The 13,287-nt window shown below is 32.8% G+C and carries 16 protein-coding genes and 1 other RNA gene; 13 read left to right on the forward strand and 4 right to left on the reverse strand.

Annotation, left to right across the window (positions count from 1 at the left end; all coding sequences use genetic code 11):
- Positions 1 to 28: 28 nt before the first annotated feature.
- On the reverse strand, positions 29 to 580 hold the full coding sequence (locus C8C83_RS17865) for a hypothetical protein (protein WP_121329743.1): 552 nt from the start codon (positions 578 to 580) through the stop codon (positions 29 to 31).
- 497 nt (positions 581 to 1,077) lie between these two features.
- Here C8C83_RS17865 and C8C83_RS17870 point away from each other — a divergent pair, with 497 nt between their 5' ends.
- From C8C83_RS17870 to C8C83_RS17895, 6 genes are all read left to right on the forward strand, one after another.
- Positions 1,078 to 1,563 carry a histidine phosphatase family protein gene (locus C8C83_RS17870; protein ID WP_121329744.1) on the forward strand — a complete coding sequence of 162 codons (486 nt, stop codon included), beginning with the start codon at positions 1,078 to 1,080 and terminating at the stop codon, positions 1,561 to 1,563.
- A gap of 6 nt (positions 1,564 to 1,569) precedes the next feature.
- Complete coding sequence (ppk1, locus tag C8C83_RS17875) at positions 1,570 to 3,651, forward strand: polyphosphate kinase 1 (protein ID WP_165877246.1); 2,082 nt, start codon at positions 1,570 to 1,572, stop codon at positions 3,649 to 3,651.
- A 30-nt stretch (positions 3,652 to 3,681) separates the two neighbouring features.
- Positions 3,682 to 4,572 carry an exopolyphosphatase gene (locus C8C83_RS17880; protein WP_121329746.1) on the forward strand — a complete coding sequence of 297 codons (891 nt, stop codon included), beginning with the start codon at positions 3,682 to 3,684 and terminating at the stop codon, positions 4,570 to 4,572.
- 120 nt (positions 4,573 to 4,692) lie between these two features.
- A complete protein-coding gene (locus tag C8C83_RS17885; protein WP_121329747.1) occupies positions 4,693 to 5,274 on the forward strand; it encodes a TMEM175 family protein in 582 nt (193 codons plus the stop codon).
- A gap of 20 nt (positions 5,275 to 5,294) precedes the next feature.
- A complete protein-coding gene (locus C8C83_RS17890) occupies positions 5,295 to 5,855 on the forward strand; it encodes a Crp/Fnr family transcriptional regulator (protein WP_121329748.1) in 561 nt (186 codons plus the stop codon).
- Between the two features lie 56 nt (positions 5,856 to 5,911).
- Positions 5,912 to 6,490: an NAD(P)H-dependent oxidoreductase gene (locus C8C83_RS17895; protein WP_121329749.1), complete on the forward strand. Its 579-nt coding sequence runs from the start codon at positions 5,912 to 5,914 to the stop codon at positions 6,488 to 6,490.
- 106 nt (positions 6,491 to 6,596) lie between these two features.
- On the opposite strand, the gene C8C83_RS17900 is transcribed toward C8C83_RS17895, so the two are convergent.
- Together C8C83_RS17900 and dnaX are read right to left on the reverse strand one after the other, a co-directional pair.
- Positions 6,597 to 6,998, reverse strand: coding sequence for a hypothetical protein (locus C8C83_RS17900; RefSeq protein WP_233566119.1), 402 nt, complete (start codon positions 6,996 to 6,998; stop codon positions 6,597 to 6,599).
- 251 nt (positions 6,999 to 7,249) lie between these two features.
- Entirely contained in the window at positions 7,250 to 8,335 is a 1,086-nt protein-coding gene (dnaX, locus tag C8C83_RS17905) for a DNA polymerase III subunit gamma/tau (protein ID WP_121329750.1), read from the reverse strand.
- Positions 8,336 to 8,801: 466 nt separating this feature from the next.
- Between dnaX and C8C83_RS17910 the strand changes: the two genes are divergently transcribed.
- The 6 genes from C8C83_RS17910 (at position 8,802) to C8C83_RS17935 (ending at position 12,069) form a co-directional block, all read left to right on the forward strand.
- Entirely contained in the window at positions 8,802 to 9,200 is a 399-nt protein-coding gene (locus tag C8C83_RS17910; protein ID WP_121329751.1) for an NIPSNAP family protein, read from the forward strand.
- A 107-nt stretch (positions 9,201 to 9,307) separates the two neighbouring features.
- Positions 9,308 to 10,018: a hypothetical protein gene (locus C8C83_RS17915; protein WP_121329752.1), complete on the forward strand. Its 711-nt coding sequence runs from the start codon at positions 9,308 to 9,310 to the stop codon at positions 10,016 to 10,018.
- 34 nt (positions 10,019 to 10,052) lie between these two features.
- Positions 10,053 to 10,547 (forward strand): hypothetical protein, encoded by a 495-nt coding sequence (locus C8C83_RS17920; protein ID WP_121329753.1) that lies wholly within the window; start codon positions 10,053 to 10,055, stop codon positions 10,545 to 10,547.
- A gap of 2 nt (positions 10,548 to 10,549) precedes the next feature.
- Complete coding sequence (locus C8C83_RS17925; protein WP_121329754.1) at positions 10,550 to 11,035, forward strand: cupin domain-containing protein; 486 nt, start codon at positions 10,550 to 10,552, stop codon at positions 11,033 to 11,035.
- Between the two features lie 175 nt (positions 11,036 to 11,210).
- On the forward strand, positions 11,211 to 11,690 hold the full coding sequence (locus C8C83_RS17930) for a BON domain-containing protein (protein WP_121329755.1): 480 nt from the start codon (positions 11,211 to 11,213) through the stop codon (positions 11,688 to 11,690).
- Positions 11,691 to 11,697: 7 nt separating this feature from the next.
- Positions 11,698 to 12,069, forward strand: a complete 372-nt coding sequence (locus C8C83_RS17935; protein ID WP_121329756.1) for a LysM peptidoglycan-binding domain-containing protein — start codon at positions 11,698 to 11,700, stop codon at positions 12,067 to 12,069.
- Positions 12,070 to 12,529: 460 nt separating this feature from the next.
- Here the strand turns inward: C8C83_RS17935 and C8C83_RS17940 are convergent, their stop codons facing one another.
- Complete coding sequence (locus C8C83_RS17940; RefSeq protein WP_099708599.1) at positions 12,530 to 12,823, reverse strand: hypothetical protein; 294 nt, start codon at positions 12,821 to 12,823, stop codon at positions 12,530 to 12,532.
- 124 nt (positions 12,824 to 12,947) lie between these two features.
- Between C8C83_RS17940 and rnpB the strand changes: the two genes are divergently transcribed.
- An RNA gene (gene rnpB / locus C8C83_RS17945) (RNase P RNA component class A) lies at positions 12,948 to 13,265 on the forward strand.
- The last annotated feature ends 22 nt before the right edge of the window (positions 13,266 to 13,287 follow it).

Here is a 13,287-nt window from a genome sequence, read left to right on the forward strand (position 1 = left end):
AACAACTAAATATTTCGAAACGAACTATTTAATTTTCAGAAGGATTGTTTACGATTGTATGAACAATAGTGCTCGCTGTGTAATTACTACAATTTGTAGATGTCGCATTTATTTGGGTACAATTCCATTTGTTGTATGCAGTTCCTTGAGGGACCGATAAATGAAGTGAGAAAGTAGCTGTTTGATGAGATGAAACAGTGATAGAAGTAATCGGTACAGCACTATTGTCCAGAAAACTGCCAATTAAGTTAACATTTTGAGAAGTACTTGTTTGATCATTGTTCGCACAATTACCATTTATATTCAGCGCACTCAGGTTATAAACATCAGTCGAATTTCCTTCATTGGTAATAACCAGCGTAAAATAAGCGCCATCAGTACCAGCGTTGCTGTAGTTTCGGTCTTTCTCGACACCCAGAGTTGCGTTACACGAACCAGATTGGGCAAACGAAAGAGTTGTTAGTAAACAAAACAGTATAGAAAAAATGTTTTTTTGAAAGATATTTTTTTTAAACGAAAAAATAAACTTACAATTGGTTACAAATTTTACTGCCTTTTCAAGAGTAGATTTAGTTCTCATAACTTAAGATTTAGTTTTGTTGTATTTGCGAAAAATTAACAGAATCAAAGTTATATAGTCTATTTAATTTTGATTTTTTTTGTCTGTAACTAACCTAAAAACTCGTTGAAATGTTCTTTTTTTGTTAAATTATACCTCCAAAAAGTAATTTTTGTGTCTTTTTTTTGAAAAAAAATTAGTGACTTTTTTTCAATTTTTCATGAAAAAGAGGTTTTTTGTAATGCTTTAAAATGCTAATAATCAATTATTTAGTTAATTTTTTGGTAATATGCATAATATCGACGAAGTGTTTGTTTTAACAGATGAAGTACACTTTTTGTTAAAATTTGTAAGTAGAAAAATTGGATTGTTAAAATTTTGAGAATTTCATATTCTTGTTAAAATTTATATATAATGTTAACAGAAATAAAAAAAGAAGGAGTATTAGAATTTCTTTTGTAAATTAGAACTTGAATAAAGATTTACCTCTTTAATGGAGATCTCTAAACCTTCGGCTTATGAAAAATTTAATTTTAATACGGCATGCAAAATCCAGCTGGGAAGCTCCTTTAAAAGATTTTGACAGACCTTTAATGAAAAAAGGTATTTTAGATGCTCATGATGTATCAGCAATTATTTCGAAATTTCTGCCAAAGACCTATATTATATGGAGTAGTACTGCCGCTCGTGCCACGGAAACAGCTCTTATTTTTGCTCAAAATATTTCATACCCTATTGAAAGTATCGTTTATAAAGACGACCTTTATACCTTTGATGAGAGACAACTCGAGAAAGTTATCAAATCATGTGATAATAGTTTTGATAGCGTTATTCTTTTTGGACATAACGAGGCTATTACAAATTTTGTTAATAAATTTGGAGATGTTTTTATCGAAAATGTTCCTACGTCAGGTTTCGTATCATTACGATTTGATTCAGAAAGTTGGGACACTATTAATAAAGGCAAAACTCATAAAACAATTTTCCCCAAAGATTTAAAATAAATACCAGTGTACGAACAGAAATATATCGATAGAGAAAAAAGTTGGTTAGCGTTTAATGCAAGAGTTCTTCAGGAAGCTGCGGATAATACAGTTCCACTTTTAGACAGGTTGCGTTTTGTTGGAATTTTTTCCAATAATTTAGATGAATTTTTTAGAGTTCGTTATGCTGCAATTCGACGGTTGAGTCTCTCCGGAATTTCTGGCGAAAAATATTTAGGCGGAGTTTCTGCCCACCAATTAATTAAGGATATTACCGAAATTGTAATTCAGCAACAATCAGAAAGTTTACGTATTCTTAGTAATATTGAAGCTGAGCTTGAAGCTGAAAATATCTTTGTTATAAACGAAGATCAGATTACAAAATATCAGGAAGCTTACCTAAAAGACTTTTTTGTTCAAAAATTAAGTCCCGAATTAGTAACTATTATCCTGAATGATTTAGCCGAATTTCCGGTTCTTAAAGATACATTAGGTTATCTGGCAGTTCGTCTGGAAATGAATTTAAATGATGAAATTCGATACGCCGTTATCGAAATTCCTAAAACAATAAACAGGTTTGTTGTCCTGCCATCAAACGATGAAAAACAATATGTTATCCTTATAGACGATGTAATACGTTATAATTTGGGTAATATTTTCAATATTTTCGATTATAAAAGTGTTTCCGCACACATGATCAAAATCACGAGAGATGCACAATTAGATATTGATAGTGATTTGAGTAAGAGTATGTTGGAGAAAATTGCAACATCCGTAAAAGATAGAAGAATAGGAGAACCTGTTCGTTTTATTTACGACAATTTAATAGAAGAAGATACGCTACATTTTTTCTTAGATAAAATGAAAATTGTAGAAACAGATAGTATAATTCCCGGCGGAAGATATCACAATCGCCGTGATTATATGAGTTTTCCAAATTTAGGAAGATACGATTTACTTTATAAACCAAATGAACCACTGCCAATTCCGGGGTTAAGTTTGGGCGGAAGTATTTTAGAGAAAATCAGTAAAAAAGATTATTTATTACACGCTCCATATCAGTCATTTTCATATTTGACAAAGTTTTTGCGTGAAGCCGCTTTAGATCCAAAAGTTACAAGTATAAAAATTACATTGTATCGTTTGGCAAAGAATTCGCAAATCATCAGTTCTTTGATTAATGCTGCTAAAAATGGTAAAAAAGTAACCGTACAAATCGAACTTCAGGCGCGTTTTGATGAAGCTACAAATATCTCCTACGCAGAGCAAATGCAAACCGAAGGAATCGATCTTATCTTTGGAATAAAAGGATTAAAAGTACACAGTAAAATATGTGTAATAGAACGCGTTGAAGAAGGAAAAACTCGTCGTTACGGATTTATTTCGACAGGAAACTTTAACGAATCAACAGCGAAGATATATACAGATGTTACGGTTCTTACCTGTCATCAGGGAATTTTGAAAGACATTTCTAAAATATTCGAATTTTTCGATATCAACTATAGAGTGCACAGATACAAACATTTAATAGTATCGCCACATTATACAAGAACAAAATTTATTAAATTAATAGATCGTGAAATTCTGCACGCATTAGCTGGTAGAAAAACACATATTAAATTAAAAATGAATAGTTTATCAGATTTTAAAATGATCGATAAATTATATGAAGCGAGTAACGCCGGAGTAAAAATCCAGCTTCAGGTAAGAGGAATTTGTTCTTTAATTCCTGGAATTCCGGGAATGAGCGAAAACATTGAAGCCATAAGTATCGTAGATAACTATCTGGAACATTCAAGAGTTTACATTTTTGGAAATGCCGGTTTGACAGAAGTTTACATTTCGTCAGCCGATTTCATGACCAGAAATTTAGACGGTAGAGTTGAGGTAACATGCCCGATTTATGACCTTGAAATTAAAAAAGAATTAATTGATAATTTCAATATAGCATGGAAAGGGAATGTAAAAGTGAGATATCATTCCTATAAATTAGATAATAAATACAAGCCACGTAATCATCATGCCCCATTTAGAGCACAGCTTGAAACCTACAAGTATTATCAGAATAAAATTGATGTAATCGCAGAGGAAGTACAGCGTACAAATTAAATAATTAAAATTTCAAATCATAAAGTGAGCATGATTAATATAAGGAAATATGCAGCAATAGATATTGGTTCAAATGCCATGAGGTTACTAATATCGAATGTTGTAGAGCAAGATGGCAAAGAACCACAATTTAATAAAAGTTCGCTTGTTCGTGTGCCAATTCGTTTGGGACAAGATGCCTTTACAGTAGGAGAAATTTCAGAAGAAAATATAGATCGAATGGTTGATGCTATGAAAGCATTTAACCTTTTGATGAAAGTACATAAAGTAGAGCGTTATATGGCGTTTGCAACTTCGGCAATGCGCGAAGCATATAATGCAAAAGAAGTTGTTGCTTTGATTAAGAAAAAAGCCGACATTAAAATCGAAATTATCGATGGTAAAAAAGAAGCGGCAATTATCGCTTCAACAGATTTACATCATTTATTAAAATCAGACGAAACTTATCTGTTTGTAGATGTTGGTGGCGGAAGTACAGAGTTTACATTGTTCTCTGATGGAAAAATGATCAACTCAAGATCTTTCAAAGCCGGAACAGTTCGTTTATTAAATAATATGGTTCACGATTCTGTTTGGGATGAAATCGAAAAATGGATTAAAGTCAATACAGCAGATTATGAAGAAGTAACCTTGATTGGTTCCGGTGGAAACATTAATAAATTGTTTAAAATGTCCGGAAAACAACAAGAAAAACCGCTTTCATACATTTATATCAATTCACAATATGCATTCCTGAATTCGTTGACTTATGAACAAAGAATTGCCGAATTAGGTTTGAATTCAGATCGTGCCGACGTAATTATTCACGCAACCAGAATTTATCTAAATGCAATGAAATGGAGTGGTGCACGTCAAATATTTGTTCCTAAAATAGGTCTCTCTGACGGAATCGTAAAAGCAATGTATTACGGTAAAATATAATATATAAATATTTTTTAGCCACGAATTTCACGAATTTTCACGAATTAATTTTTTTAAGCTTTTATTGAAAAAAAATTAGTGCAAATTCGTGAAATTCGTTGCAAACTTTACTCTAACTATATGAATAAAACTAGACTTGAAGCTTTTAGTGATGGTGTTTTGGCTATTATAATCACCATAATGATTTTAGAAATAAAAGTGCCTCACGGAGTTGAGTTTGCAGATCTAAAACCGCTAATTCCTAAGTTTCTAAGTTATGTTTTAAGTTTTATTTACGTTGGAATTTACTGGAACAATCACCATTATTTACTTCATGGTCTTACCAAAATCAACGGAAAAATTCTTTGGGCAAATCTACATTTACTTTTTTGGCTTTCCTTAATTCCTGTTGCAACTGGTTGGATGGGTGAACATAATTTTGAAAAAGCACCTTTAGCACTTTATGGAATTATTTTATTGGGATGCGCAGTGGCTTATATTGTTCTTCAGAAAATGGTTTTGGAAGCAGAAGGGAAAGACTCGCTTTTAAGAAAAGCTATTGGTGAAGATTTAAAAGGTAAAATCTCAACAGGTCTTAATATTGTTGGAATCGTTTCTTCATTTTATAATGAATGGATTTCTGGTGGTTGTTATGTTGTTGTGGCTTTAATATGGCTTGTGCCGGATAAAAGAATCGAAAGAGTTTTTGCATCAAAAGATTAATTTATTCTGAATTATTTAAAATGAAAACCGTTTTTCAATCGATTCAGATTTTGCCTCAGAAAGAATTAGAGCAGTTAGAAGATTTAATTACTTTTCGTACCCTTAAAAAAGGAGAACTTTTATTGAAAGAAAATCAGATTTGCAACGAAATCTATTTTATTAAAAAAGGAATTTTAAGGTCTTATTTTTTCAATCATCAAGGAGACGAAATCACGAATTGTTTTGCTTTCGAAAATGAATTTATGGCTTCCTTTTCCAGTTTTATAACTCAAAATGTCGCCGAAGAAAATATTCAGGCTTTAGCCGAAACAGAATTGCAGGTTTTAAGTCGTGAAAGTTTAGAAAAGCTTTATAACTCAGGAATTCATTGGCAGGAAATTGGGCGTAAACTCACTGAAATGGAATATGTAACACTTCAGAAACGAATGATTTCTTTTCAGAAATTATCTGGAACACAACGTTATGAAGAACTTTATCAGAATCATCAAAAATATCTTCAGTTGATTCCGCTTCAACATTTAGCATCTTATTTAGGTGTTACACCAAGGCATTTAAGCCGAATTCGAAAAGCGGTTTTATAGGACATTTGTCTAGTAATGATTTTCATTGGAACATTATTTTTGTTAAAAAGAAACACATGAAAAAAATACTGATCATTAATGGTCATCCAAATCCATCAAGTTTTAATTTTGGAATAGCCGAATCTTACTTAAAAGGCGCAATTGCTTCCGGATCAGAAGTAGATACAATTACAATTGCCAATTTAAAATTTAATCCAAATCTACAATTTGGTTATCAAAAGCGAACAGAATTGGAGCCTGATTTAATAGAATCCTGGCAGAAAATTAAAAAAGCAGATCATTTGGTTTGGATTCATCCCATTTGGTGGGGCGGACTTCCGGCAATAACAAAAGGATTTATTGATCGATTGTTTTTACCAGGAATGGCGTTTGAGCACCGGGAAAATTCTGTTTGGTGGGATAAATTGCTCAAAGGAAAAACAGCTCATATTATTACAACATTAGATCAGCCAAGTTGGTATTATAAATTGGTTTATGGAAATCCAAGTGTAAATCAATTAAAGAAGACTGTTTTAGAATTCTGTGGCGTAAAACCCGTAAAAGTGAGTTACATTGGGATCATAAAAACTTCTGATGATTTTCAAAAAGAAAAGTGGTTACAGAAAGTCTACGATTTCGGACTGAAAAATAAGTAAAAAAGTTTGCCACGAATTCCACGAATTTCCACTAATTCTTAATGTTTAGTATGCAAAACAAATTCGTGAAATTCGTGGCAAAAAAATATTCGTGAAAAAAAATATCTTAAGAAGTCAAATCCAATCCAAATGTAGAACGTAAAAGATCAAGATTTGGGTTGATTTCCATCAAACGATTGTATCGATCCTGATCATTCAAACTACGTTTAATCTCGATAGTTTCATTTACATTAACTTCAATAGTAATATCATGATTGTGTAAATGCCCTTTTAAGTGTCCTAAAAGACCATGAATTTGTGATTCGAAATCTAATTTAGAACCTTCGTTTGGTAATTCAAAAGTAATGACAGTTCCGTTTAAAGTTGGATCGTTAATTAATAATAACGATTCCATAATTTTATGTCCTTTATCCCCCAAACGCTGCGCATACTTATTCCATTGAACCAACATTTCAGTCTGAGTAAATTCTTCCGTAGGCATTACAGAAGTTGGTTTTACGTAAGTCATGCTGGCTGCTTCCAATTCTTTTTTCTTGCGAATACTTGATAATGAAAAAGCCGAAATTTTTGGTTCGTTACTGGTTTCCTGTTTTGGAGCAACAGGAGCTTCTTGTTTTGTCGGAGTTTGAGTTTCTGTTGGACTTACTGCATTTTCAACTTTTGAAGTTGGATTTACAGTTTCGGCACTTTCGACTTTGGACTTTGGATTTTGGACTTCAACTATAGAGTAGCTTCCATTTTTATAATAAGTAGGCGGAATTATGAATTGCTCAACTTTTTTTTTTCTCCATCAAAATTGATAGAGGCCAATTGCATCAAACATAATTCGACCAAAAGGCGTTGGTTTTGGCTTAATTTATACTTTAAATCACAGTCATTTGCAATGTCAATTCCTTTTAGTAAAAAATCCTGAGAACATTTCTGTGCCTGAACGCCATACATTTGTTGAGCTTGTTCTCCAACTTCAAGTAAAGTTATTGTAGCGGGAGTTTTACTCACTAATAAATCTCTGAAATGCGAAGCTAAACCAGCAATAAAATGATGTCCGTCAAAACCTTTTGCAAGAATATCATTGTAAGCTAATAAAAGATCCGGAATCTTACTTTCTAAAAGTAAATCTGTAATCGTAATATAAGTTTCGTAATCTAAAACGTTTAGGTTTTCGGTTACAGCCTGACGCGTTAAATTAGTTCCGCAATACGAAACAACACGGTCAAAAATAGATAAAGCGTCACGCATTGCACCATCAGCTTTTTGAGCAATAATGTGCAAAGCATCGTCTTCAAAATTGATTCCCTGACTTGTAGCAACTTCTGCCAAATGTTCTTTAGCATCTTTTACGGTAATTCTTTTGAAATCAAATATCTGACAACGAGATAAAATCGTTGGAATAATTTTGTGTTTCTCTGTTGTTGCTAAAATAAAAATAGCATGTTTTGGTGGTTCTTCTAATGTTTTCAGGAAAGCATTAAAAGCGGCCGAAGACAACATATGAACCTCGTCAATGATATAAACTTTGTATTGTCCGGTTTGTGGCGGGATTCGAACCTGATCAATCAGATTACGAATATCATCAACCGAGTTGTTTGAAGCAGCATCTAACTCAAAAACGTTAAAAGCAAAATCTTCATTAGGATCATCATATCCGGGCTGGTTTATTTTACGAGCCAAAATACGCGCGCAAGTTGTTTTACCAACTCCACGAGGCCCTGTAAATAAAAGGGCAGAAGCAAGGTGATTACTGTCAATAGCATTCAACAAAGTGTTGGTAATGGCTTTCTGACCTACAACATCCTTAAAGGTCTGTGGGCGATATTTACGAGCCGATACTACAAATTGTTCCATATTCTTTTTATTCGATAGCAAATATAGGCTGAAAATTACCAAATCACAAATCTGAAATTGATAATTATTTGACGGAATTTTGAGCGTTTTGAATGTGAGGAAGTAAGCAATTTAAATTAACATTTTTAAATGAGAAGACGGTAAAATTGTACGCGGATAAAACGGATTCGCTAAAGCGAAAACGCGGATTTATGCGGATTTTTTCTGCATGCTTGTCATCCTGAGCGATCCCGATCCCGAAGCGTCGGGACGGGAGTAGGATCGCAATCATAATCGACAATCAAAGTCCTTGCGAGGAACGAAGCAATCGCACTAAGCATGAAAACGAATTGTTCTTGAAGTATTTAATTTTGAAAATCGTCATTTTAATTTATACTTTTGATTGAATACAAAAAGCTTATTATCAGTATTGTAATTTTAAGAAAGCTATTTTTAGAAGATACTAATCCTATATAAATTATTAAATATGAAACTGTTTTTATTGACTTTATTATTAATCGCAACTTCGGTTGTAAAAGCACAAAGTGTAACACAGACAACTCCTGTTTATCAATTGCGTATTTATGAAATTTTCGAAAAGAATAAGGATATTTTTCATGAGCGATTTCGAGATCATGCAATGCGTATTATGAAAAAGTATAATTTTAAAATTTTATCTATCTACGAATCAAAATCAGATAAGAAAACCGAGTTTGTTTATTTTTTAGAATGGCCGGATCAAAACACAATGAAAAAAGCCTGGAACGGTTTTAAAGCCGATAAAGAATGGATCGATATAAAAAAACAATACACCGAGAAATATGGTGATGTCATTGGAAATATTGAAGATCGGGTTTTGAATAAAGCAGATTATTCGCCTCAATAATGTTCATTAGTTTGTCTTTAGTATTTGTTATTTGTAGTAAAAAAGTACTATTTTTAAGGTAGTATAATACTACACTTTGTAAAATCAACTTTTAAAATAAGTACTAGATGAACTATTCAAAATTTTACTTCGTCCTGCTATTAGCCCTTTTTTCAATTTCAATTAATGCTCAGCAACAAGATGAAAAAGCTGTTGCAATTATTAATAAAGAACTTGATGCAATGGGAGGAAAAAATTTTATAAAAAGTATAAAAACACTTTATACCAATTCAGAAACTCAAATGGAAGGGCGAACTGCAAATTGGGTTGTCAAAGAAATGAAACCAAATATTGGCAGTTTTGAAATAGTATATGGAGAACGAGTGGTTTTTAAATCCTGGTACGATGGCAAAGTCGGTTATAATTTAAGTAGTGGTCAAAAAACAGTTGCCAATCAGGATAATTTTAAAGACAAAGCTTTCAAAAAAAATATATTTAATGAATTGGATTATTTAGATCCATCTTTATACAAATTGGAATACTTAGGAACTGAAGATTTTGAATCAGCAAAATGTCACAAAGTAAAAGCTACTGGTATTGGTGACAACAAAAAAGTTGAGTTTTTGTATTTTGACGATAAGACTTCTTTTTTAGTGAAATCAGAGACTGTAAAAGGCGAAAAAGATTCATTTGCAACTGTAGTTTATGGAGATTATAAAAAATTCAATAAACTAACATATTTCACAACCATGAGATTTGGAGTTGATAAAGATTCCCAAAGCGCTAAAATTGTTGAGCTTTTATATAATGAAAAGGTGAGCGAAAAGGATTTTCAATAATCAATATTTTGAAAAAAAATAAATATCATAGTAAATGCAACAATATAGTTTTAAGAATAATATTTTAAATTTAAAAGTTAAGAAATCTCCACTGGCAATTAGAGCTGTAATGTTCTTTTTTACGTTTGCTTTTTTTCTATTTCCTACATTAGGAGCTATTGTTAGTGTGCTAATTGGTGGTGGACTGCAATTTGGTCATGTAATTGGAATTGGAATATTTGCGCTTATGGGATTTTATCTTCTTCGAGTTTCATTATGGAATACCTACGGCGAAGAAACAATTGAAATATTGAATGATAAAGTTATTTACGAAGCTAATTATGGTTGGTTTAAAGACGGGAAAAAAGAAATTGAAATTTCATCTCCAAAATATTCATTTAAATCTGTTGGTTATGAGGAAGATAATGAAGGGGTTTTAGTAATTTCTGATGGAAAAATTCAACTGGAATCTGTTGTGAAAATTCCTGATTCAGCGTTGGAGGAATTGCTTTGGATTTTAGAACCAGCTTTTGTAGCTAAACAAATTTAAAAATGAAAACTCCAAACCCAATAACAACTGTCGACGAAACTGAAGGTCAAAAATTAAAAATAGCCGGAGGAAATTACCGAATCATTATTTCGGGAAAACAAACTAATGGAGAATATGCTGTAATCGAAATGTCGGTTCCGGTTGGAGCTGGACCAAATCCGCATGCGCATCCTGATTTTGCAGAGACTTTTTTTGTTTTGGAAGGAGAAGTTTCATTCAAATCAGAATTAGGAAGTTATGTGGCGAAGAAAAACTCTTTTGTCAATATTCCAAAAAGCGGAATTGTTCATGGCTTTAAAAACTTAAGCGATAAACCTGCCAAACTTTTATGTACCGTAACTCCAGCCGGATTAGATGATTTGTTTGAAGAAATGTCACATTATATGGAAACAGCGTCTTCAAGCAATGAATTGGAGAAAAAGGATAACATAAATTCGATTTTTAAAAAGTACGGACAAACACTTTATCCTGAGAATTATTTTGATTAAAAAACAGACCAAAATTTATTTAAATCACAGCAGTCCTGAATATTAAAATTCAGGACTTTTTTTATGCATTAATTTTAAGAAATTAATAAGTTTTAAAATTGTAGGATTATTTTGTAATATTTCATGGATTTATTCGTTAACTTAGAGAATTAATTAATTTAAAAAAGATATCATTATGAAAGTTAAATCAATTTTATTAGGACTGTGCCTTGCTTTTTCATTAGTAGCTTGTGGCCCTAAAGACGCAGATATTCAAAAAGAAATTGCTGCAAAAATAAGTGCTTTGCCAGGTGTTGACGTGACTGTAAAAGATGGAGTTGCAACGATATCAGGTATTTGTAAAGACGAAGCTCTTAAACAAAATGCAGAGAGCATCGTTAAAGGTATAAAAGGTGTAAAATCTGTAGTGAATAACTGTGAGATTGCGGCTCCGGAACCTGTAGCGACGGAAGCTCCTGTTGAAATTAATCCGGATGCAGTTTTAACTACTTCGGTAAATGATGTTGTAAAAACGTATAGTGGTGTGACTGCTGCGATTAAAGATGGCGTTGTAACTCTTACAGGAACGATCAAAAAAGAGCAATTACCAAACTTGATCAAAAGTGTACAGGAATTGAAGCCTAAAAAAGTTGAAAATAAGTTAACTATTAAATAAAGAAATTATGAGTTTACTGGATAAATACAAAGAGTTAACAGATTTGGCGACTAATTTAGGAATCGCAAATTTGCAAGTAAGAGAGCAGGATAATGTGCTTTATATTGACGGAACAGCAAAATCAGCTGCAGATAAAGATCAGGTTTGGGATGCTTACGGAAAGTTAGATCCTGAATTTAGATCGGCAGATGTGGTAATGAATATTGTAGTTGCCGAAGGAACAACAACAGAATATACTGTTGTAAGTGGTGATTCTCTATCGAAAATAGGAAGAGCACACGGCGTTTCCTGGGAAGCAATTTTTGAAGCTAATAGAGATCTTATTAAAAACCCTGACTTGATTCAGGCAGGTTGGAAAATAAAAATACCAACAGCATAATTTATTTTATGTATTGTTTTTAAAAGTCTGTCATTTTATGATGGACTTTTTTTGTAGTTTATTGGATTGAGGATGGTTTATTGGATTGAAATGGAACGCGGATGATGCGGATTCGCTATCGCGAAAACACGGATTTATGCGGATTTTATGTCATTGCGAGGAACGAAGTAATCTCCGCAGGTAGTTCTACAAAGTTTTTTTGTCATTTTTATTATTGTCAGGCTGAGCGAAGTCGAAGCCAGCGTTCCAATTAGTGCGCCTTCGACTTCGCTCAGGTTGACATAAAATGAGAAAAATAAATCTGTGCACATCTGTTTAAATCTGTAAAATCTGCGTGCCATAAAAAAACAATGGTTCTTATAAAACCTAAAGCCCTAGCCCTGATAGCAGCGGTATCCTTTTTCTTGTTTCTTTAACAAGGAAAAGATACAGCGAATAGCAGGAAATAGCTCCTTAAAAATCACCTGCCCTTTATACTTAGATCGAATAAAAACTTTGCGGTTTCCTGATCTGAGTCGGCGGAGAAACCCGCGACATAAACTCCTTTTTTACCAGAAGTTGACTTAATTCCGTATACAACTGCCTCATCGCCTGGGTCCGAATCCCCTTCGTATCGATACACATGAACAATTTCAAATTTTTCAGGATTTTTTTTAATCAGGTCCGAGTTTAGATTAAAATCACATGTAAATCCTTTTTCATTCAATTGATCTAAAGCTTTTGAAACAGTTGCGTAATGATACATTCTAATCATAATAATTGAATTTTAAAATTATGGATTTTAAAGATAACTAATTTAAAATTAAAATGTTATGAAAACAGGTCTAAAATCTAAAATTTAAAATGATTATTCTTAGTTGATAAATCGTTACTTTTGCCGCGCAGACCGCCTTATCGTCGTTCCGATTCATCGGGAGGGAGGAAAGTCCGGACACCACAGAGAAGCATAGCGGGTAACACCCGTCGGCGTTAGAAATAGCGCAAGGACAAGTGCAACAGAAAGTATGTACAGGTAATGCTGTAGTGAAACCAGGTAAACTCTATGCGGTGAAATACCAAGTATATCAGCATTTAAGGGCTTCTCGTCCGTTGTTGAAGGGTAGGTAGCTTGAGTCTCGCAGTAATGCGGGATCTAGATAAATGATAAGGCTCTGATTTATCAGAGACAGAATCCGGCTTATAGGTCTGCATTTTTTATATATATTTGTGATACTCTCT

Source organism: Flavobacterium sp. 90 (assembly GCF_004339525.1).
Lineage (GTDB): Bacteria > Bacteroidota > Bacteroidia > Flavobacteriales > Flavobacteriaceae > Flavobacterium.

Excerpts from the sequence above, each read along its gene's own strand:
- C8C83_RS17865 (WP_121329743.1), bottom strand. The coding sequence starts at position 580 with ATGAGAACTAAATCTACTCTTGAAAAGGCAGTAAAATTTGTAACCAAT.
- C8C83_RS17870 (WP_121329744.1), top strand. The coding sequence starts at position 1,078 with ATGAAAAATTTAATTTTAATACGGCATGCAAAATCCAGCTGGGAAGCT.
- C8C83_RS17880 (WP_121329746.1), top strand. The coding sequence starts at position 3,682 with ATGATTAATATAAGGAAATATGCAGCAATAGATATTGGTTCAAATGCC.
- C8C83_RS17885 (WP_121329747.1), top strand. The coding sequence starts at position 4,693 with ATGAATAAAACTAGACTTGAAGCTTTTAGTGATGGTGTTTTGGCTATT.
- C8C83_RS17890 (WP_121329748.1), top strand. The coding sequence starts at position 5,295 with ATGAAAACCGTTTTTCAATCGATTCAGATTTTGCCTCAGAAAGAATTA.
- C8C83_RS17895 (WP_121329749.1), top strand. The coding sequence starts at position 5,912 with ATGAAAAAAATACTGATCATTAATGGTCATCCAAATCCATCAAGTTTT.
- C8C83_RS17900 (WP_233566119.1), bottom strand. The coding sequence starts at position 6,998 with ATGACTTACGTAAAACCAACTTCTGTAATGCCTACGGAAGAATTTACT.
- dnaX (WP_121329750.1), bottom strand. The coding sequence starts at position 8,335 with ATGGAACAATTTGTAGTATCGGCTCGTAAATATCGCCCACAGACCTTT.
- C8C83_RS17910 (WP_121329751.1), top strand. The coding sequence starts at position 8,802 with ATGAAACTGTTTTTATTGACTTTATTATTAATCGCAACTTCGGTTGTA.
- C8C83_RS17915 (WP_121329752.1), top strand. The coding sequence starts at position 9,308 with ATGAACTATTCAAAATTTTACTTCGTCCTGCTATTAGCCCTTTTTTCA.
- C8C83_RS17920 (WP_121329753.1), top strand. The coding sequence starts at position 10,053 with ATGCAACAATATAGTTTTAAGAATAATATTTTAAATTTAAAAGTTAAG.
- C8C83_RS17925 (WP_121329754.1), top strand. The coding sequence starts at position 10,550 with ATGAAAACTCCAAACCCAATAACAACTGTCGACGAAACTGAAGGTCAA.
- C8C83_RS17930 (WP_121329755.1), top strand. The coding sequence starts at position 11,211 with ATGAAAGTTAAATCAATTTTATTAGGACTGTGCCTTGCTTTTTCATTA.
- C8C83_RS17935 (WP_121329756.1), top strand. The coding sequence starts at position 11,698 with ATGAGTTTACTGGATAAATACAAAGAGTTAACAGATTTGGCGACTAAT.
- C8C83_RS17940 (WP_099708599.1), bottom strand. The coding sequence starts at position 12,823 with ATGATTAGAATGTATCATTACGCAACTGTTTCAAAAGCTTTAGATCAA.